16 protein-coding genes and 3 pseudogenes are annotated in these 19,274 nt (G+C 62.3%); 10 read left to right on the top strand and 9 right to left on the bottom strand.

What is annotated here, in order from left to right:
• Window positions 1-22: 22 nt before the first annotated feature.
• A complete protein-coding gene (locus tag HWX00_RS21230) occupies window positions 23-970 on the top strand; it encodes a GlxA family transcriptional regulator (protein ID WP_059556677.1) in 948 nt (315 codons plus the stop codon).
• A 105-nt stretch (window positions 971-1,075) separates the two neighbouring features.
• Here HWX00_RS21230 and HWX00_RS21235 read toward each other — a convergent pair whose 3' ends face one another.
• Both HWX00_RS21235 and HWX00_RS21240 read right to left on the bottom strand, forming a co-directional pair.
• Window positions 1,076-1,471 carry a tautomerase family protein gene (locus HWX00_RS21235; RefSeq protein WP_175027757.1) on the bottom strand — a complete coding sequence of 132 codons (396 nt, stop codon included), beginning with the start codon at window positions 1,469-1,471 and terminating at the stop codon, window positions 1,076-1,078.
• Between the two features lie 133 nt (window positions 1,472-1,604).
• Window positions 1,605-2,513 (bottom strand): LysR family transcriptional regulator, encoded by a 909-nt coding sequence (locus HWX00_RS21240; protein WP_034187963.1) that lies wholly within the window; start codon window positions 2,511-2,513, stop codon window positions 1,605-1,607.
• Window positions 2,514-2,612: 99 nt separating this feature from the next.
• Between HWX00_RS21240 and HWX00_RS21245 the strand changes: the two genes are divergently transcribed.
• Together HWX00_RS21245 and HWX00_RS21250 are read left to right on the top strand one after the other, a co-directional pair.
• On the top strand, window positions 2,613-3,005 hold the full coding sequence (locus HWX00_RS21245; RefSeq protein ID WP_124671174.1) for a tautomerase family protein: 393 nt from the start codon (window positions 2,613-2,615) through the stop codon (window positions 3,003-3,005).
• Between the two features lie 509 nt (window positions 3,006-3,514).
• Window positions 3,515-4,699, top strand: a complete 1,185-nt coding sequence (locus HWX00_RS21250) for a GGDEF domain-containing protein (protein WP_175027758.1) — start codon at window positions 3,515-3,517, stop codon at window positions 4,697-4,699.
• Window positions 4,700-5,217: 518 nt separating this feature from the next.
• On the opposite strand, the gene HWX00_RS21255 is transcribed toward HWX00_RS21250, so the two are convergent.
• The 5 genes and pseudogenes from HWX00_RS21255 to HWX00_RS36900 form a co-directional block, all read right to left on the bottom strand.
• Window positions 5,218-6,129, bottom strand: a complete 912-nt coding sequence (locus HWX00_RS21255) for an alpha/beta hydrolase family protein (protein WP_226193985.1) — start codon at window positions 6,127-6,129, stop codon at window positions 5,218-5,220.
• Window positions 6,130-6,324: 195 nt separating this feature from the next.
• Window positions 6,325-6,546 (bottom strand): annotated as a pseudogene (locus tag HWX00_RS36895) (methyl-accepting chemotaxis protein); the annotation flags it as partial.
• 605 nt (window positions 6,547-7,151) lie between these two features.
• Window positions 7,152-7,412, bottom strand: a complete 261-nt coding sequence (locus HWX00_RS21265; RefSeq protein WP_034187966.1) for a GlsB/YeaQ/YmgE family stress response membrane protein — start codon at window positions 7,410-7,412, stop codon at window positions 7,152-7,154.
• 6 nt (window positions 7,413-7,418) lie between these two features.
• On the bottom strand, window positions 7,419-8,096 hold the full coding sequence (locus HWX00_RS21270; protein WP_034187967.1) for a YfdX family protein: 678 nt from the start codon (window positions 8,094-8,096) through the stop codon (window positions 7,419-7,421).
• A gap of 304 nt (window positions 8,097-8,400) precedes the next feature.
• Window positions 8,401-8,596 (bottom strand): annotated as a pseudogene (locus HWX00_RS36900) (IS3 family transposase); the annotation flags it as partial.
• 456 nt (window positions 8,597-9,052) lie between these two features.
• Here HWX00_RS36900 and HWX00_RS21275 point away from each other — a divergent pair.
• The 6 genes from HWX00_RS21275 (at window position 9,053) to HWX00_RS21300 (ending at window position 15,626) form a co-directional block, all read left to right on the top strand.
• Entirely contained in the window at window positions 9,053-10,552 is a 1,500-nt protein-coding gene (locus HWX00_RS21275; protein WP_319001325.1) for a sensor histidine kinase, read from the top strand.
• Entirely contained in the window at window positions 10,534-11,913 is a 1,380-nt protein-coding gene (locus HWX00_RS21280; protein WP_175027761.1) for a sigma-54-dependent transcriptional regulator, read from the top strand. The genes HWX00_RS21275 and HWX00_RS21280 overlap by 19 nt, the downstream gene beginning before the upstream one ends.
• Window positions 11,914-12,244: 331 nt before the next feature.
• Window positions 12,245-13,975, top strand: a complete 1,731-nt coding sequence (locus tag HWX00_RS21285; protein ID WP_175027762.1) for a methyl-accepting chemotaxis protein — start codon at window positions 12,245-12,247, stop codon at window positions 13,973-13,975.
• A gap of 34 nt (window positions 13,976-14,009) precedes the next feature.
• Entirely contained in the window at window positions 14,010-14,540 is a 531-nt protein-coding gene (locus tag HWX00_RS21290; RefSeq protein WP_175027763.1) for a chemotaxis protein CheW, read from the top strand.
• Entirely contained in the window at window positions 14,537-14,974 is a 438-nt protein-coding gene (locus HWX00_RS21295) for a hypothetical protein (protein ID WP_124608772.1), read from the top strand. Before HWX00_RS21290 ends, HWX00_RS21295 begins: the two co-directional genes overlap by 4 nt.
• 382 nt (window positions 14,975-15,356) lie before the next feature.
• Window positions 15,357-15,626 carry a hypothetical protein gene (locus tag HWX00_RS21300; protein WP_034187971.1) on the top strand — a complete coding sequence of 90 codons (270 nt, stop codon included), beginning with the start codon at window positions 15,357-15,359 and terminating at the stop codon, window positions 15,624-15,626.
• A gap of 209 nt (window positions 15,627-15,835) precedes the next feature.
• Here HWX00_RS21300 and HWX00_RS21305 read toward each other — a convergent pair.
• A pseudogene (locus HWX00_RS21305) lies at window positions 15,836-17,405 on the bottom strand (methyl-accepting chemotaxis protein).
• A gap of 516 nt (window positions 17,406-17,921) precedes the next feature.
• Between HWX00_RS21305 and HWX00_RS21310 the strand changes: the two are divergent.
• Window positions 17,922-18,338 (top strand): hypothetical protein, encoded by a 417-nt coding sequence (locus HWX00_RS21310; protein ID WP_034187973.1) that lies wholly within the window; start codon window positions 17,922-17,924, stop codon window positions 18,336-18,338.
• On the opposite strand, the gene HWX00_RS21315 is transcribed toward HWX00_RS21310, so the two are convergent.
• Window positions 18,300-19,274: an endo alpha-1,4 polygalactosaminidase gene (locus HWX00_RS21315; protein WP_233623364.1), complete on the bottom strand. Its 975-nt coding sequence runs from the start codon at window positions 19,272-19,274 to the stop codon at window positions 18,300-18,302. The genes HWX00_RS21310 and HWX00_RS21315 overlap by 39 nt on opposite strands.

A 19,274-nucleotide genomic window follows, 5' to 3' on the forward strand; every position in this document is an offset into this window, starting at 1 on the left:
GGCCATCCACCTGGCGGACATCATGCACACCGTAGGACTCGTTGTTTACCCAAATTTCCAGTCGCTCGCGCTCGCGGTGGCGAGCGTGTTCGAGTACGCGAATCTGCTCCGCGGCGAGGCGGTGTACCAGTTCCGGATCGTGTCCGAGCACGGCGGAGCGGTCGTGTCGTCGCAGGGGTTTTCGGTCAACACCGAGCCACTGGCCAACGACGGCTATGACACGCTGATCGTCGCCGGCGACAACGAATGCCGGCTTCCGTCGGCGAGGCTGGTGGACTTCCTGCGTCGCGCGCCCTTCCACTCGCGGCGCATTGCGTCGATATGCACGGGCGCCTTCGTCCTCGCGGCCGCCGGCCTCCTCGACGGGAAACGGGCCACGACGCACTGGTATCACGCGCGGGATTTCAGGAAACAATATCCGGACGTGCAGCTCGACGAAGACCGCATCTTCGTCGTGGACGGCCAGGTCTGGACTTCGGCCGGAATGAGCGCCGGGGTGGATCTCGCGCTCGCGATCGTCGAAAGCGACTTCGGGCTGGAAACGGCGCGCATGGTCGCGCGCAAGCTCGTGCTGTACCAACGGCGCGGCGGCGGGCAGTCGCAATTCTCGACGTTGCTGGAACTGGACGCGCGATCGGACCGCGTGCGAATGGCGCTGACCTATGCGAGCGAAAACCTGGCGAGCGATCTGTCGGTGGAACGACTGGCGGAGGCGGCACGTTTGAGCCCGCGCCAATTCAGCCGCGTGTTCCGGGAGGAGACGGGGCAATCCCCCGCCAAGGCGGTCGAGCGGCTGCGCGTCGAAGCCGCGCGCCTGATGATGGAAACGACGCGCCACCCGATCGAAATCATTGCGAGAGAAACCGGCTTCGGCGACCGCGAGCGCATGCGCCAGGCGTTTCTGCGCGCGTTCGGGCAACCCCCGCAGACCATCCAGCGAGCCTCGGGAGTCGCGCCGCTCGTGAACTAGGACTTGTTGAACCAAAAGGCGAGGTTTGCGCGGTCTTGCCTGCCCAAACCCCGAGCGCCCGACCACCGGCAGGTCTGCAGGCAGCGAGCCGTGCAAGCGGACGATCTATTGCTCGCCGGGGCCCCACTCCGGGCTGTAACCGCCCAGCGCCGGGTGGTACATCTCGTCGCCGGAATGCTGCGTGAATTCGACATTGAGCCGGCCCTCACGCAGGCCGAGAATCTCCACGCAGTGCGCGCAAAGCGCCTGCGCCACTTCCATGCGCTGCTCGGGCGGGCGCCCCCGCCGGATATCCAGCATCATCACGGCGACCGGGACCGGCGCTTTGCCCGCCTCGGCAATGCGCCAGACACCGCCTTGCCCCAGTTCCCGGATCGCGACGCTGATACGCCGAATATCGACCGACATCATCCGCGCATAGGTCTCGCTCATTCTGGCGGCGAGCAATTGCTTGGCTTCCACCGAATAGTGGTCGTTCACGTCCAGTTGCAGATAGGGCATGGTGGTCAGGATTCCAGGTGATTGATCGAACTCGTGCGGCATCGGCCTGTGCGTAGGCTGCCAGCCGATTCTGGCACCCGGCTCGCCGCCCTCGCCATGTCGGATAAGCAATGATTCCGGACACAGCGCGTCGCTACTGCCCAATGGCCTGTTGCTCGAAGGAGGCCGCCACCGACTCCGCGAGCACGTCGACCGCGCGCCGCAGATTGCCTAGCGCGCGCGGAAACACGAGCCACACGTCCAGCGCCAGCGCAAAGCCGCCGACCTCGACGACGCTGAGCTGCGAACGCCACGGGCTCGCGCGCAACACGTCCGTCGGCACGAGGCCAAGCCCGAGCCCGCTGGCCACGAGCCTGAGTTGCATGTCGGTTCCATAGGTGTCGATGCTCAATCGAAAGCGCTGCCCCCGATTGGCCATCGCACGCTCGAGCGCGGCGCGATAGCCGCAGCCGTCAGGGTTGAGTATCCACCCGTGGGCGGACAGCGCTTCCACCGTCGCGCGAGCATCCACGACCGGCTTCGACGCGCTCTGCACCACCTTCACATCGAATCTCGTGACGAGGCTGCAGCCGAAGTCCTCCGGCAGCGAAGCCCCCGCCGGCAACATCAGCAACGCGACGTCGAGCGATCCGTTTTCGACCATGCGCTGCAAACCGACGCTCCAGTCGGTAAGCAACCTCACGTCCAGCGCAGGAAACCGCGCCTTCATGGTCATGACGGCGTCGAACAGCACGATATCCGCGACGGCCTGCGGCAAGCCGAAGCGCAGCGTCCCCGACGGCGGAGAATCTTCCCGGGCAATGTCGTGAAGCTGGTTCAACGCGCGCAGAACCGGCACGGCCTGTTCGTAGACCCGGCTGGCAAGCGCCGTCGGCCGCGGCGGCTTGGCGTTTCTGTCGAACAACGTGGCGCCCAGCCCCTCCTCGAGCCGCTGTATGCGCTTCGATATCGTCGATTGCGACACGCACAGCTGATCGGCCGCGCGGGTCAGCGAAGCCGCGTCGACTACCGCGATGAACGATTTCAGTTCTTCAATCATCATTCCGATTCGTCAACATTTCAATGAAAAACATTCGTTTGTGGAAACTTTTGCACTAGCCTACTCTCAACCGCAATCGCACACCAGTCCACGGAGAATGAAATGCCCCTCGTCCGAATCAATCTGTCGAAAGACGCATCGCCCGAAGTCGTCAAGGCTGTCAGCGACACGGTCTACGAAGCGATGACCACGATCGCCAACGTCCCGGAGAACGACAAGTTCCAGATCATTTCGCGCCATGCGCCGGACGAGCTCGTCTATCCGGCCGACGGTTATCTGGGCGTGACTTACACGTCCGGCATCGTGTTTATCCAGGTCACCTGGAACGCGGGGCGCACGATCGACGTGAAGAAGGCCTTCTACCGCGCCGTTGCGGACGGCATCCACGCGAAGGCCGGCGTGCGCAAGGAAGATGTGTGGATCAGCCTCGTTGACGTCGCGCGCGAAGACTGGTCGTTCGGCAACGGCGAGATGCAATACGCGCCGAAGGCGTAACTCCGCCGCCCCAACTCCTGCGTCACTCGCGCCATCGGACGGTCGGTCACGATGCGCTTTGCCGACATCACGCCGAGCGGCCAGCCGACCGTGTCGCCGGTATCGGCGGCGAGACGGCCTACTGGCCGGAGCACGACCGGGTGTGCCGGGGATAGGGTCGAACCGGGCGTGATCACCGGCAACGCCAGCGCGATGGTTTCGCCGTTCCCTCCTCGATCGAGACGAACCCAATTCCCGGCCATCGAATCGAAACGTCATCCCCGAAAGCGAATCCAACCCGTTTCAGGGTCAGTCAAGCAACTTGGCGGCACAAATTTGACTCAACGTTCTGTTGGCTGCGCCGCAAAGTACTGCGATTGAACTTACAAGAACAGGAGGCCAGAACAGTTTTTGAAACGTAAGGATCGCCATTTCCCCGTCTATTCTCAAGAATTGTTAGTATCTGCCGTTATTGCAGGTTTGTCGGCAACCTCTTCCTCGTCGTGGCGGCGACGTGCTTTATAACGACGATGAAAGTCGATCTTGCTACCCTCTACCTTTTAGCGATCGGAACCTTGTTGGCCAGTTCCGCCATGACATATTGGGAGCACGTATCGCATCCCAAGCGCAGCAACGAACTGCGAATGCTGGCGGCCGGCTATGCGACGCTAGGGGTCGGTTGCGCGGTGGCTGCGTTTCGGCTTGAACTGCTGGGCTCCGCTGGCGCTGCTATAAGCAATCTCGTGATTCTGGGCGGCTATCTCCCGGTTTTGCACGCTGTGGCAATGTTCAACGGCCGGCGGCATCTCGCAAGCTCGATCGGTCTGCTTCTCCTGATGGGGCTTACATGGGCGGCGGCCGGTGCGCGCTGGCAGGCCGCAGTATGGCTCTATGCCAGCGCGATACCCATCGCGCTCGTTTCCGCAATGACAACCCTCGAACTGACACGACGTGACGCGATGCCGGCCGTTCAATCTCGACGCGTCGCTGTGGCGGTGACGGGAATCCATGCATTGTTCTACGCTGCCAGAGCCATTGTCCTGCCATGGCTGGTCTCGATTTTTGGGACGCAAGCATTGTCAATTTCGAGCAAAATCACGATGTACGAGGGTGTCCTCTATTCCGTCATTTTGCCGATGACGCTACTCCGGCTCACCCGGGAGGAAGTTCATGGCGAACTCCTGCAAGAGTCCCGTACGGATTACTTGACCCGCCTGGGAAATCGCAGGCTGTTTTTTGAAGAGGGAGAGCGAGTGATCGACGATTGCGCAATACGTCGACGCCCCGTCACGCTCCTTGCGTTTGATCTCGACCACTTCAAGAGAATTAACGATCGCTATGGTCACAAGGCCGGCGACGAGGTATTGAGGTCGTTCGCGAGCGTGGTTCGCGCCAGTACCGACGCGAATACGATTCTGGCGCGCATCGGCGGTGAAGAATTTGCTGCCCTGCTGCCTGACCACGATAGCCATCGCGCGAAAACAGTCGGAGAAATCATTGCGAGCCAGTTTGCCAGGATGGTTCACAGCGCCGACGGTCATCGAATTCAAGCAACCGTCAGCATTGGCCTGGCGACATCGAATTCGGAGATGATTGCACTCACCGATCTGCTCGCAGCTGCAGATCAAGCACTATATCTGGCCAAGTCCCAAGGTGGCAGTCAGCTGGTTCATCACGCCCGAGAACAAGAGCGCGACGAGACCGCACGTGCGTAGCATCGCGAATAAGTCAACTGTGAGCGATCGATAAACGACGCCCCTCGGTCATCAAACGCGCAAGAACGCTCTAATAGCTTTCGCCTCTCATTCTGGCTGACCAGGAGCAGTGACATGCGTTGGATAGTGCCTCTCGTACTGGCGATCGTATGTACGCGTTCCGCGCTGGCTGATTCGGCCGCTTTTAACGCAGGGGTAATCCGGCTCTGCCGCTTTCAATCCGGTGATCTTTTACCCTTACGCGTGAGCGTGAGGTTCCGTGGCAAGCGGGCCCGGTCACCGTTGAGGCGACGCGCGATGCTTCGCCGGTACCGGATGGCCGCTTCCCCGTTGTATTGATTTCACATGGGCGAGGCGGCGGTCCCCTCAGCCTCCGTGAATGAGCCAAGGCAACGGAATCGGCCGTGGCGACTAGTCGACTTTGAAGATAGACACTGCCGCTTTCAGGCTTTCCGCTTGGTCGGCCATCGACCACGCCGCGTTGCTTCCCTGGAGCAGGTCAGCTCAGTCTGGATGACTTATAGATTTGCGCGTAGGAACTCCACGACCTCATGGTCGATCTGGCGATGAATCTCCACACGATCGATCCCGGGCGCATCCTGACAGATCAGTGCCGCACTGGCGGCGACCGAGGCCGGACAAGGATCAATGAAAACGAAGTGGTTGCCTGGCACGATGTGGACTGCGGGCGGTGTGGGCAAGCCTGACACAACTCCAAGAGCGTTTCTCGCAGAACCAAGATAGCTGTCGTCCCGCGGTCGATAGAGCATCGTCGGTACGCGCACGGCGGACAAGCCAGATGCCTCAAACATCATCGCCAGCGGATCCATCAGCACCAAGGCCTTCAGGCGGCGATCAACGGGCGGTTGCCAAGCTACCAGGTCAGCGGGTACGGCCGCTTTGCCTTGGGTGCCGTGCGCACCATTGCTGGTTGCTGGACGCGGACACGATCCCGGATCATCGTGATCTGCGCAGTACGCACCGGCATACGCAAAATCGGGTTTCGCTCCGGCCAGAATCAGCGCAGTGTAGCCACCGGCTGAGTATCCGATCATGCCAATTCGGCCGACATCGGCGCTCGCGGAAAACCGTGGATCCGCGAGGACTGCATTGAGCGCGGCCTCTGCCTGCCGGGGGCGATCAATCAGAATCTGGGCTTGGGACTGCGCTCGGGGATAGCCTGAAGCGTCCCCAACGTGCGTCGGCAAGACGACGATAAATCCGGCGCGAGCCAGAGTTGTGGCCAATTCACGGTGGCTGAAGGGACCGCCGCCTCGTCCATGTGAAATCAATACAACGGGGAAACGGCCATCCGGTACAGGCAAAGCATCGCGCGTCGCCTCAACAGTGAACGGGCCCGCTTGCCACGGAACCTCGCGCTCACGCGTAGGGTAAAAGATCACCGTGTTGAAAGGGGCAGCTTCGTTCACCCCCGTGAGCCGGATTATCCCTGCGTTAAAAGCGGCCGGATCAGCCAGCGCGGAACACGGACATACGATCGCCAGTACGAGAGGCACTATCCAACGCATGTCACTACTCCCCTGGTCAGCCAGAATGAGAGGCGAAGGATATCAGAGCGTTCTTACACGTTTGATGACCGAGGGGCGTCGTTTATCGATCGCTTGCGATCGGACGATCTCCTCCATTGTCGCTCCAGCGTTCGAAACCGGATTTGAACCCGCAGCGACGTGAGATACCGATGTTCCGATGAGCTCGTTGATTTCCTTCGCCGCTACCGCACTTCGTTGTGCCAAGGTTCGGACTTCACCTGCGACAACCGCGACGCCTCGTCCCTGCTCATCCGCACGCGCCGCGTCGACCGCTGCGTTGAGCGCAAGGAATGCGGTCGGCTTCCTGTGCCATATCTTGCTGGGCAGTGAGCAACGCCAGATTCCGGATGGCGATTGCGCGATCCTGTATTGATGAGCATAGTGGGTTCGCCAACCGTGCTTCCGTATTGCTTACTCGCGTAATAGCGTCAAGTTGATGGTTCAATTGCCACAGTCCGTAAAACGCGGTCACGGCTATTGCCACCGGTAGGACCGTCAATAACCCGAATCCGATAGTCAGGCGGCTAGATCCTTACCTATTTCTCATAGAGGTTCCCGAGGCGATGATGAATGGTCCATACAAGTTGTTTACGACAAAATGCAAACTTGCGGAAGGGAACTCGTGATCGACGGCATTGGGAACCCCGTGCTCCATCGCGTGGGACCGTCATCGTCGATCTGCGTGCGGCTCCGGACGCGCGATTCCGATGCCGCGGGGCGCACAGCAGAAAATGCCGGAGCCCCCTCTACAAACGCCGCGCGCGTACTTTTAGGAGGGGAACTTGAAGGCGCATGCAGGATTCTCGCCCTGTAACATCCTCAGTTGCCTGACGATCGTCGGTTGCAGCGCGGCGCGCGACGACAATCGGTGTATCGAGCGTATCAGCCGCTTGCGCGTCAGACTAGGTCTTGCGCAATTGACGCATTGCGGCGAGTGCGACGAGCGCACCCGCCGTGGAGGTGACAATGTCGAGAAACACGCTGTTGGCTACCGATAAATCTAGGACATGAGCAATACCTGAGACCACGCATGCGCCCATGACGCCCAGAACGATATCGCGAATGATCTGGTACGGGCGTCCACGCCAGACCACCCCGGCAAAGCAGCCTGACGCACCGCCGATGAGAATCCACGTTAGCAGGCTATGGGAGGTATCGCTCACGATGGTTTATCCGCGGGTGGCCGGCACGGCATTAATATCGAGTTGATCGAAGCGCTGGCTGTCCTGCACGTGGTGCAGGACGACACCTGCTTCGTAATACTTGCCCGCGTTCAGCAGTGCCGACGCCTGATCGATACGCTCGGCGGTTTGGTCGAGTGGAACGACGTCGACGGTATAGGCGACATTGACGTCAGCAAGTTTCAGCGCCTTGATCGCCCCTTCGCGGTCCCCCTTCTTCAAGGCCGCGTTGGCGTTGGCGACTGCCTTGGCCTTGACCGGCTGGGCGGTAAAGTCATCCAGTACGGTCATGTCACCGCCGACCGGCAGCCATGCCGTAGCCTGATTGCTCGTAGCCGTGTTGGCGTGTGCACCGGCGGCGTCGCTCAGCGTCGATTCGGCCTTCATGAAGGCCGAGTTGTCGGACTTCGCCGCCTGCATGGCCGTCTTGGCGTCGGCCAGCAGATGGGTGGCCGCCTCAGGATGGCCGTCGAAGAGCGCAGATCGGGCAATCATGACGTCAATCATGGCCCGATTCCCGGCATGCGACAGTTTCGTGAAATCCTGGTTGACGGCCTTTGCCTGGGTGACGGCCGCGACCGCATAGCCGGCAGGCACAGTGCCGCAGACCAGCAATGCGACCGACATCACGCAGAAGGCTACTTTCTTTCTGTTCAGGGTGGACATGTCGAATTCTCCTTCTCTGATCGTTGTTGTTCCCGTAGGGCGGACTGGACCTCACGCAGTTGCATCATTCACGCGCCCTGAACACAAGATACGAAGGCGGACTTAAAAGAAACTTAACCCTGGCGGTCAACACGAGATTTCACCACCCCATCTGGCGCGCAGTGGGAAGCCTCTCGATGGAAATCAACACATGAGTTGATTCGGATTCCGCAGAATGGAGGGCGTCATGTCCCGGTGGATGCGCGGAGCATGTTCCATCCTGACGAGATCTTTACCGAGGCCGGCCTGAAAAAATGGAACCGACAGACTCCCTCGTCCCATTAACGTTGCGCTCCACGGCCTTCAGCCGTTCGCGTTCGTCAGTGGTCACGCCATCACGCTCGCCATGATCAACCTGGTTTGCCCAATGCGAGCGGCGTCTGCGCCGTACAGCCCATCATCGGCGCCATTGACTCGACCGCCGCTCGCGTCGACGAATGTTCGCTACGCTGCTCGCGCAAACTTGCCGAGGTGGAACTTCCACACGCGCGGCGTGCCGGTGCGGACGCGGGACCGCATTGCTTTTTATTGATCGCGCACATACGCAAACGATTGCGCACAGGACGAAAATAAAACGTTTCTGTACCATTCAGATAATAAGGATCACTTCCGGATACGACCGCGAACCGGCCTGACACATTGATTTCACAGCCGGAACGTGTCGCATTTCAGAAGCTGTTGTCTGACAAAACCTGCCAATCGAGCGATGCGAGTGCGTGCGTACCGCATACATCGCATGCTTCAAACAAGAATGGCCCGCCACATCGTCCCCACGGCCACCCCATTATTCTCGACCGAACGTCGACGCAGACGCGAACGCGATTGCCCTGCATTGTGCAGACCATTTCCATGAGCACCGACGTAGCACCGTTCCACGCAAGACCATGCCGCTAGTCAGACCGAGGTTTTCAACGCAATTGTCGCTACTCAGGGCACTTGCCGCGGCGTTGTGCGCATCGCTGGTCGCAATCGTCTGGTTAATGGCCAGTTGCACCGAAGGCCACCGGATCGCATCCGCCAGGCAGCGCGCGAGCGACGCGTGCGACGCGATTGCTTCCCACTACACGCTGTCGTTACCTCACGCGACGGAGCCGAGCGTTCAACTGTTGCGCGACGTACTCAACGCGGCCCTTGCCGCATCCGCGGGTATCGAAGGGGGCTTCTGGCACGCTGGCGCGTTGCATTCCGCGCCGTCGGCGAATGCGCCCGAGCGTGCCGGTGGATTTCTGGCTTACGCGTTTCCGTCGTACCCCGGCAGCGGCATCAAGCGCGACATTCCGGAAGCGGAAACCCCGCTGATCCTGAGCGCGCTCTCGGCAGCGTCCACCGGCGTGCGCTCCGCCGCCGAAATAGCGGGAAGGCACCACGACGCAGTCGTCGCGATCGCGTGCCCCGTGAACGGACATGCCGGGCTCTATGCATGGACCCTTGTGCGCGCGCAATCGATGTTGGTCCGTCAGGGCGACGCCATCGTAGCAACGTTTGCCGTCGTTCTGGCGCTTCTGTTCGCCGTTTCCCTGTATCTCGCCTTCGCACTGCGCGCATGGCGCGACAAACTCGTGCGGCTCGACACGGCGCTCTCGAACGACGACGCCGATTCCGCCGGCAGCATCCCCTGCCCGGGCGAGCCGGAACTGGATCGGATCGCGCATGCATTCAACCGCTGTACTGCGCGTACCCGCAATGCTCGCGAACAAGCGAGCGAACTGGAAATACGCCTCGCGCAAGCACATCGTGTCGCGCTGCTCGGCACACTGGCCGCCGAGGTTGCGCATGAAATTCGCAATCCGGCTGGCGCGATGCGATTGAAAGCCGAGAACGCGCTGGCCGGCGATGCCTGCCGGCAGCAATCGGCGCTGCGCTCGATACTCGGCCAGATCGAGCGCATCGAAATCCAGGTGTCCAGGCTCCTGGCGCTCACCCAGCCCGTTACGCCGCGCCTGGAGCCGGTCGATCCGGCCACGTGGCTTTCGGAAAGCGTGCAGACACACGACGAGCTCGCGCGCGGCAAGAATGTCGCGCTGACGGTGGCCTGCAATATGCCGACGGCCTCCGCCAGCGACACGACCGATCGCCCCGTATTCGACCCTGCCCAGATGCGTCGTGCGCTCGACAATCTGATCGTCAATTCGCTGGCGCACGTTCGCCCGGGCGGCAAGGTTCACGTCGAGGCCAGCCGCCGCGCTTCACCATGCGGCGCACGCTTCGTGCTCGAAGTCGCCGACGACGGCCCCGGCGTTGCCGAAGCCGAGCGCGCGCGCATCTTCGAGCCCTTCGTCAGCGCGCGGCCCGGCGGCTGCGGGCTCGGTCTCACCCTGGTTCGAGAGATCGCAGCGTCGCACGGCGGCAACGCCTGTCACGCCGCCACCCCTACTACTTGCTTTGTCATCGATATCCCATGGCGACCATCCTGCTGATCGACGACGACGATGCCTTCTGCGAAGGATTGTCTGAAACGCTGACCGATCTGGGTCACGAAACCCTATGCGCCGGCACGGGCGAGCACGCGCTCGCCCGCGTCGACCGAGGTCTGCAACCCGCCTGCATATTCCTCGACATCCGGTTGCCCGACATGGACGGCATTGCCGTGCTCGCGAAACTGCGGCGCGTCCCTCGACTCGCGACGGTCCCCGTCGTGGTACTGACCGCCTATGCCCGTAGCGGCAACACGATCGCCGCCATGCGCCTCGGCGCATTCGACCACCTGACGAAGCCGGTCGGCCGCGACGATATCGCGAGCCTGCTCGAGCGGATCTTCGCGGCCCATCCTCTGTCCGATGCCGCTCCCCATGCGCAGGCGAACGTCGACGCGTTCGACGAACCTGTCGGTGCGGAGCCGCGCTTGCTCGGCATCAGCGCGGCGATGCGCGAAGTACAGAAATGTATCGGCCGCGCGGCAGCGTCGGACGCGACCGTTCTCATCACCGGGGAAACGGGAACCGGCAAGGAAGTCGCGGCCAGGGTGCTCCACGTCGAGTCGTCGCGTAGCGCCGGCCCGTTCGTTGCCGTGAATTGCGCGGCGATTCCTCATGAGCTGCTCGAAAGCGAGCTTTTCGGCCATTGCAAAGGTGCCTTCACGGGCGCCACGGCCGCCCGGACCGGCCGAATCGTCGAAGCCGATGGCGGCACGCTTTTTCTGGATGAGGTCGGCGACATGGCGACCTCCATGCAAGCCAAGCTGCTGCGGGTGCTGCAGGAACAGCAAGTCACCCCACTCGGCGTCAACCGGTCCATTTCGGTGAACGTCCGCGTGATTGCGGCAACCCATCGGGACCTGCGGACCATGGTCGCGAACGGAACGTTTCGCGAAGACCTGCTTTACCGACTCAACGTCATCCCCATTCATCTGCCGCCGCTGCGCGAGCGGCTGGCCGACATCCTGCCGCTCGCCGTCCATTTTCTCGACACGACGTCGGCCTCGACTACGACGAAGCGGCTGTCCGTGCAGGCGGAGCGCCGCCTGATCGCGTATGCGTGGCCGGGCAACGTACGCGAACTGCGCAACGCGATCGCGCGCGTGAATGCGCTCGCGCCCGGCGCCGTCGTCACCGGATGCGATCTCGCGTTCCTCGACGAACCGGGTGTTCCTTCGCGCGACGCGCTGCTGCCTGCCGCGATGCTCAATCGTCCGCTGTCGGAAGCACTCGCCGCCGTCGAGCGCGAGATGATCCTGCGCACGCTCGGACTCACCGGCGACAATCGCGCGGAAGCAGCGAAGCGGCTCGGCATCAGCCGCCAGTCGCTGTACACGCGCATGGCAAACCTCGACATCGGCTAGCGTCGGATTGCCGGACACGCGTGTCCGGATGCGTTGACAGTCTCGCTGCCGCGCTGCCCGCAAAGCCTTGTCCGACAGTCCCCTTTATGTGGCACACCGCTTGCATGTATTGCCCGGAGCGATCTCGCGGATCGCACCGGGCAGGCGGCGCTCATCCTTCGCGAAACAGCACGCGAAGACATCGAAGCCGGTACCGGTCCCTGCGTGATCGTGATTTCAACGACGGGACGCGGATGAGCGTCGACGCATGTCGATGCCTTCCCGACCCGACGTTCATAACAAGCACAACGACAACCGCTCGACCAGGGCAAACGACAGGGGAAGACTAAACATGAGCTTCGGACAATTGACCGTGCGAGCGAAACTCGCGCTGACCTTCGGCATGATGGCCGCGCTGGTGGTTCTGGTTTCGGTGATCGCACTCGGTGCGCTCGGGGATGCGAACGACAGTTTCGCCAACTACGTCGACGGTGCGCGTGCGCGCGCGGAGTTGACCGAAAAAGTTCGTGCGGCGGTACTTCGTCGCGCGGTCGCCGTCCGTAATCTGGTGCTCGTGACGAAGCCCGACGATATCGAAGCCGAACGCGTTGCGATGACGCAGGCGCACGACGAAGTGCAGGCACGGCTTCGCCAGCTGAACGAAGCCATCGCCACCAACCCCGACGTGACGGCGAAAGGCCGCGCGCTGGTGGCCGAGATCAACCGCATCGAGTCGCGATACGGCCCGGTGGCCGTCGCGATCGGCGACGCCGCGTTGCACGGCCAGCGAGACCAGGCGATCGCGATGATCGACGATCAATGCCGGCCGCTACTGAAGGAACTCGTCGCAGCAGCCGACACCTACGCCGGCTTCGCAAGCAATCGGGCGGCCGAAAGCAAGCAGGCGTCCGCGCAACAGTACGACAGACACCGCGCGCTGCTGATCGGCATCTGTCTCGCCGCCGTCGCCGCCGCCGTCGTTGCTGCGCTCCTGATCACGCGCAGCATCACGCGCGCACTCGGCGCGGAACCCGGCGCCCTGAGCGACATCACACGCCGCGTCGCGGCGGGCGACCTCGGCACCGTGGACGGCGCCGCGGTCGCGCCGCAGGGAAGCGTGCTGGCATCGATGGGCGAGATGCAGGCGAGCCTCGTCCGGCTGATCGGGCAAGTCCGTACCGCCGCGGACAGCATCGCGACGGGATCCAGCCAGATCGCGTCCGGCAACCAGGACCTGTCGTCCCGCACGGAGCAACAGGCGGCGTCGCTGCAGGAGACGGCATCGAGCATGGAACAGCTCACCGCTACCGTGCGTCAGAACGCGGAGAGCGCGCAACAGGCGAGCGCCCTGGCCAACGGTGCGTCGGACGTCGCGCACAAAGGCAGCGCGGTGGTGAGCCAGGTCGTGGAAACCATGACCGACATCAGCGACAGCTCGTCGAAGATAGCCGAGATCACCGGGATCATCGAGGGCATCGCGTTCCAGACCAACATTCTCGCGCTGAACGCCGCCGTGGAAGCTGCCCGCGCGGGCGAACAGGGTCGCGGCTTCGCCGTCGTGGCGAGCGAAGTGAGAAGCCTCGCGCAGCGTTCATCGAGTGCAGCCAAGGAAATCAAGGCGTTGATCGGCGCATCCGTCCAGAAGATTCGGGACGGCTCGCGTTTTGCCGACGATGCGGGCCATACGATGGCCGACGTGACGAAGGCCGTGGCACGCGTGACAGACATCATGGGTGAAATCGCCGCGGCGTCCTCCGAACAAAGTCGCGGGATCGAACAGGTCAACATCGCGATCACACAGATGGACGAAGTTACGCAACAGAACGCGGCACTGGTGGAAGAAGCGGCGGCCGCGTCGAAGTCGCTCGAAGATCAGGGCCATCGATTGACCGAGGCCGTCTCGTTCTTCCGTGTCGGGTCCGTGGATAGCCATGCCTACGATCAGCCGGCGACGCGCCGGGGTGCGGCCACCACGGCGGCCGTGTCACGGCCGGTGCGACCGGGCCGCACGCCCGTGACGGAGGCAAGCGCGCCGTCACCCCGTGCCGCGATGGACGCGGCAGCAGACTGGACCGCCTTTTGATACGGCACGAACCATCCATTTTCTGGAGCATGACATGACGGAAGCAGTTGAAATCGCGGAGAGCATACCCGTACGCGAAAGCGCCGGCGACGCGACCAAGCAGGTATTTGTCGCTTTCGTGCTCGGCGACGACGAATACGGTATCGATATCATGAGTGTCCGCGAAATTCGCCCCTATGTAGAACCGACGCCCGCCGCCGATGCGCCGCCGTTCGTCAAAGGCACGATCAACCTGCGCGGCCTCGTCATGCCGATCGTCGACCTGCACATGACGTTCTCGCTGGACCCGATCAGCGACACCGTACCGACCGCCATCATCGTACTCGACGGTGCGGAACAGGCGATCGGTTTGATCGTCGACTCGGTGAGCGGCGTGGTCGATATCGATCTCTCCGCTCGCCGCCCCGCGCCGGAGGTCGGGACCGCGATGCAAACGGAATGCGTCACGGGCCTCGCCATCCATGAAGGGGACGACGGCGAACAAATGCTGACCCTGCTCGACATCGATCGACTGATGGAAACGATCGATGTCGGCGCGCGCTGGAACCGGCCGAGCGAAGCTTGATCGACATTCAACCGATGACGAAAGACACGCAACGGCCGCCGGTATGGCGGCCCATCGAGTTTTTGCCGATCCTGTTTTATCTGGTCGACATTCAAGTGGACGAAGCGAGGGCGACCTTCGACAAATTGACCCGGCACACGACGGAAGGACGCATGGCCGATCCTGCGATGCGCGAGCGAGTCACGCATTACTACATCGGGCAACGGAAGCTGTTGCCGATTCAATACGAGCAATTCATGCGCTGGCAATGGGAAGCCACGACTACGGAGCAACGGGAAATGCTCAGGCGGATCGGCGAGCGCGCCGACCACCTCGCCGCGCTGTACGATTCGATCATCGCGTGGCTCGACGAATCGTCCCGGGCAACATCCGGCGTCAAGCAGCCGAACGATTCGTCGACGTTCGCCCGACCTCGATTCGAGCCGGCGCCATGAGCCTATGCGCACTGGCTTTGCGAAAACCCGCCGTGCGAATGAACGGTATCGGCGATGTAACCGGCATCGCCTCCCTTTCCAAACTATTTCGGTTGATTGACGACAATAAAACAATACCCACATCAACCTCGATCGGCGTCTAATTCGTTGACGCCGGTGTATCGATTGCTTGACACATCTGATTGTTCGCTGTTGGCAGTGCCTTTGTCCGGCATAGGCCTTGACGTGGCACGTCGCTTGCATATTTCGCGCGAACAGGAAGCGGCCCGTGCAACGGTGGACGTAGTCGAAAGCGGACCGGATAGCGCGGCATGCTAGCCTGGCCGTCACGCTGCTCCTATGCGCGGCGACATACCGTATGGTCTCCAAACAGGTGCCAAGGATGAACATGCTACCGATCGAGAGCACGCTGCCCGTTTTGACGGATGCGGGCACGCTGCAATTTTCCGCTTATGGATTCGGTTGGGGATATCGCTCGTTTTCGTTATTGCGCGAGACGGTCCGCACCTGCCTCGGCGCCCGGGATACGAGCGAACAGCAGATTCGGTTGGCCTTCGAACTGAATCGGCATCGGATCCTTCGCGCGGTCGGACCGTTCTCGGCGATACCGTATCAAGGCGAGACGATTCCCGTTCCGGTCGAGAACCTGTAGAAAGCTTGCGCAGACATTCATCCACGCTTGAAGAGGGGCGAAACGACATGCGGGCATGACGCGGTCGCCACACGGAAGCGCGATACGGCCGGCGCTCGGTTCACCGGACATCCTGCGACAAACTGCCTCGATCCATGAAAGCATCGCCATGCGAGCGACTCGGCGCCTCGCGCATCGACTTCGAGTGGAGCACCGGGATTCGGGGGGCGTCAGTGCGCGAGCGCGCGACCGATCCTGAATACCCCGACCACCTCGCGCAGCGTGGTCGCCTGCTGCGCCATCGCCTGCGCGGCCGCCGATGCCTGCTCCACGAGCGCCGCGTTCTGCTGCGTGACCGAGTCCATCTGGCCCACGGCGACGTTGACCTGCTCGATACCCGTTCCCTGTTCGTCCGACGCCGATGCAATTTCATTCATGATGTCGGTCACTCGCCGCACGGACTGCACGATCTCCGACATGGTGGCGCCCGCGCGTTCGACCTGCTGCGACCCTTGGGCCACGCTTTCCACCGAACCCGTGATGAGATCCTTGACTTCCTTGGCCGCGTTCGCGCTGCGTTGCGCCAACGTGCGCACTTCGCCGGCCACCACCGCAAATCCGCGCCCCTGCTCGCCCGCACGCGCGGCCTCGACTGCCGCATTCAGCGCGAGGATGTTCGTCTGGAACGCAATCCCCTCGATCACGGTGATGATTTCGGCAACCTTGCCCGAACTGCTCGAAATGGCGCGCATGGAGTCGACCACCTGGTTCACCACTTCGCCGCCGCGCATCGCGACCTCGCACGCGCTGCCCGCGAGCGCATTCGCCTGCCGGGCGTTTTCCGTATTCTGACGAACCGTCGCGGTCAACTGCTCCATGCTGGCCGCCGTTTCCTCAAGCGAAGCCGCCTGCTCCTCCGTTCGCTGCGAGAGATCCAGGTTACCTTGCGCGATTTCGCCAGCCGAAGTCGTGATCGATTCCGCGGTCGACTGGATTTCCGACACGATGCCGCTCAGTTGCCGCCGCATCGATTCGAGCGACGCCATCAGGCTGCCGCGATCGTTCGGCGCGACCGGCACAGGTGCTTCGAGATTGCCTTCGGCAATACGCCCGGCCACGACCGCGGCGTCGGCGGGCTCGCCCCCCCAGCGACCGCATGATTCCGCGCGTGATGACGGTTCCCAGCACGATCGAGAGGACGACGGTGATGACGCCTGCTGCCGCCAGCGTCAACTTGGTCAACGCAGTCAAGCTAGCCACTTCCCCTGAGCGCTGATCGAGCAGCGACTGCTCGGCCTCGTTCAGCTCGGCGGCCACGGCTCGATAGCGATCCATGAACTGCTTGTCGTTGCCCTGCTTGAAGTAGTCGATCAGCACGTTGGCCGGCTGCGTACCGGCATTGACGTCACGCCGCATCGCGATCAGCTTGTCATCGATCTCCGCCACCTTCCGATGCATGTCGCGCAGTGTCTCGAGACGACGCTGCTGCGCCGCGTTGTCCGCGGTGAGGCCGCGAACGACATCGAGCGACGCGGCGAACTGCTTGACGCCTGCCTTGTAGGGCTCCAGAAACCGGTCATCCCCCGAGGCCACGTAGCCGCGCACGCCCGTCTCCATGTTGACCATGCTGGTCAGCATGTCGTCGTTCGCTCGCAAGACCTGGTAACTATGAACGTTCCAGCCGTTCGCCTGATTCAGCTTCAGAAAATTGACGATCGAGATCGCGCTGCCGATCAACGATATAAGTACGACGATACCGAATGCAACGCCCAGCTTCCTGCCGACTGTCATGGAGCCCATGCTTGCTTCCCCCCGTGTGTTGTTGTTCGTTATGTCGGCACGCAAGCAAACTTCCTGTAACTCATGCATTCCTCGCCTGAGGAAACCTTTCGCGAGATGGTCGGATATATCGGTCGGCTTGCCCTGACACGCTTGCGCCTCAGGTGACTATCCGTCCTCGCAAACGATCACGGGCGTATTATCTTTTTATCGATTGCCGCGAAAAACGTCGCGTCGGCCGTGATGAAAATGCAGGACGCCCTCGTCACTGGGGAAACGGGAAACGGGAAACGGCAGCGCGGTCGCATCGTCGCGTACCGCGACGAGTACGGATTTCCATACATCGGTGTCACGAACCGTTGACACATGGGTTTCAGCCCTGCCGGCCAACCCTTGCCTGATCGAGCGGACCCGATGGCATACCGATTGCATGTATTGCGCGGTCGATGTCCAGCCAGTGGCTCAATACCGGCGCGCGCAGCGTGGGGGACTCTCGACACAGATCGACAAAACAGTCATCCCGGCGGATTTCCAACGATGAACGACACCACGCGACAAGCGCCGGCATGGCGACCGATCCGGTTTTTGCCGACCTTCCTTTATTTGTTCGACGCTCAACTGGACGAAGCGCGTGGGATACAGGTCAAACTGACCACGCACAAAATGGAGCCGCACGTGCTGGACGGCGCGATGCTTGGACGAATCCGGCATTACTACGCCCGGCAACGAAAAACGTTACCGATTCAAGACGAGCAGTTCATGCGCTGGCAAGCAGAGGCCGCGACCGCCGAGCAGCGAGAAATGCTTGCTCGCGTCAGTGTGCACGCAGACGAACTCTCCGGGCTGTTCAATTCGATCATTGCGGCAATCGACGCGCTGTCTCGAGATACGCTCGACAGCAGTAGGCAGAATGCGTCAATCTCCGCCGAACCTCGCGTCGCGGCATCGCCATGATGCCGTCGCATCGGGGCCCGTGCCGACGGTGCGCAACGCTCCGTCCGTCACATACGGAATGAGACCCGTCGCGCGAATCTTCGCGGCGATCGTGTCGCGGCACGCCGCGTCTTCCGGCGGGCAATAGTCGATCGAGACCACCGGTAGCGCGTAGCGCGCTTCAATCGCCTTTGCTTGCGCGAGCAACCAGTCGCGATCCGCCGCGGGGACGGCGCCGTAACGCCGGTTGCGCTGATCCCAGTTGCCGAACAGCGATTCGAATGCAACCGCGGCGATCGCGTCATGCACCTTCGGCAAGATCTCGAAGCCGCGGTTCAGGATCAGTTGCGCGGCCGGATAGCGCGATTTCACGGCGTGGATCACGGCGACCAGGCCAGCCTCCTGCTTCGCGCGCGCCGCTTCCGTCTTCGCGACGAGCTGGTACGAATCCAGCGTGTCGAAAAAGAAGCCTCGGTACCCACGCGCCCACAGCGGCGCGATCACCTGTTCGACGAAAAACGACGGCCACCCCTGCGCCGACTGATCGACGACCGCCGACGCCCATGTCGTATTACGCCCGAACAACCACCGTTTCGGCATCCTGCGCGCATAGTCGCGCTCCTGCGTGACTTCGCCGACGCTCACATAGGCGAACCACGCGGGGCGTTGCATGTCTTGCGCACGTGGATCGAAGCCGCTGTCAGGTTCGACGACAACGACATCGAACTTCTCCAGCTGGCGAACCGGCACGTCGTTGCCGTAGAAGAACGCGACGGAATGCGCACGCATCGCATCGGCCGGATCGCACGCGTCAGGCGACGATACGGACGGCGCGGGTTGCGCATAGCCTGCCCGCCCGCACAGCGCACCCAAGATGACGACTGCGACGGCGGCCGCGGCCGGCGCCAGCGCCATCATCGGCCGCCCGTGCGGCCGACGGATTCGGAATGAAAACAT

It is taken from the genome of Burkholderia seminalis DSM 23518 (genome assembly GCF_902832885.1).
Lineage (GTDB): Bacteria > Pseudomonadota > Gammaproteobacteria > Burkholderiales > Burkholderiaceae > Burkholderia > Burkholderia seminalis.

Coding starts and splice junctions, on each gene's coding strand:
- HWX00_RS21230 (WP_059556677.1), top strand. CDS start 23: ATGCACACCGTAGGACTCGTTGTTTACCCAAATTTCCAGTCGCTCGCG.
- HWX00_RS21235 (WP_175027757.1), bottom strand. CDS start 1,471: ATGCCCTATCTGCAACTGGACGTGAACGACCACTATTCGGTGGAAGCC.
- HWX00_RS21240 (WP_034187963.1), bottom strand. CDS start 2,513: ATGATGATTGAAGAACTGAAATCGTTCATCGCGGTAGTCGACGCGGCT.
- HWX00_RS21245 (WP_124671174.1), top strand. CDS start 2,613: ATGCCCCTCGTCCGAATCAATCTGTCGAAAGACGCATCGCCCGAAGTC.
- HWX00_RS21250 (WP_175027758.1), top strand. CDS start 3,515: ATGAAAGTCGATCTTGCTACCCTCTACCTTTTAGCGATCGGAACCTTG.
- HWX00_RS21270 (WP_034187967.1), bottom strand. CDS start 8,096: ATGTCCACCCTGAACAGAAAGAAAGTAGCCTTCTGCGTGATGTCGGTC.
- HWX00_RS21280 (WP_175027761.1), top strand. CDS start 10,534: ATGGCGACCATCCTGCTGATCGACGACGACGATGCCTTCTGCGAAGGA.
- HWX00_RS21285 (WP_175027762.1), top strand. CDS start 12,245: ATGAGCTTCGGACAATTGACCGTGCGAGCGAAACTCGCGCTGACCTTC.
- HWX00_RS21290 (WP_175027763.1), top strand. CDS start 14,010: ATGACGGAAGCAGTTGAAATCGCGGAGAGCATACCCGTACGCGAAAGC.
- HWX00_RS21300 (WP_034187971.1), top strand. CDS start 15,357: ATGAACATGCTACCGATCGAGAGCACGCTGCCCGTTTTGACGGATGCG.
- HWX00_RS21310 (WP_034187973.1), top strand. CDS start 17,922: ATGAACGACACCACGCGACAAGCGCCGGCATGGCGACCGATCCGGTTT.
- HWX00_RS21315 (WP_233623364.1), bottom strand. CDS start 19,274: ATGTTTTCATTCCGAATCCGTCGGCCGCACGGGCGGCCGATGATGGCG.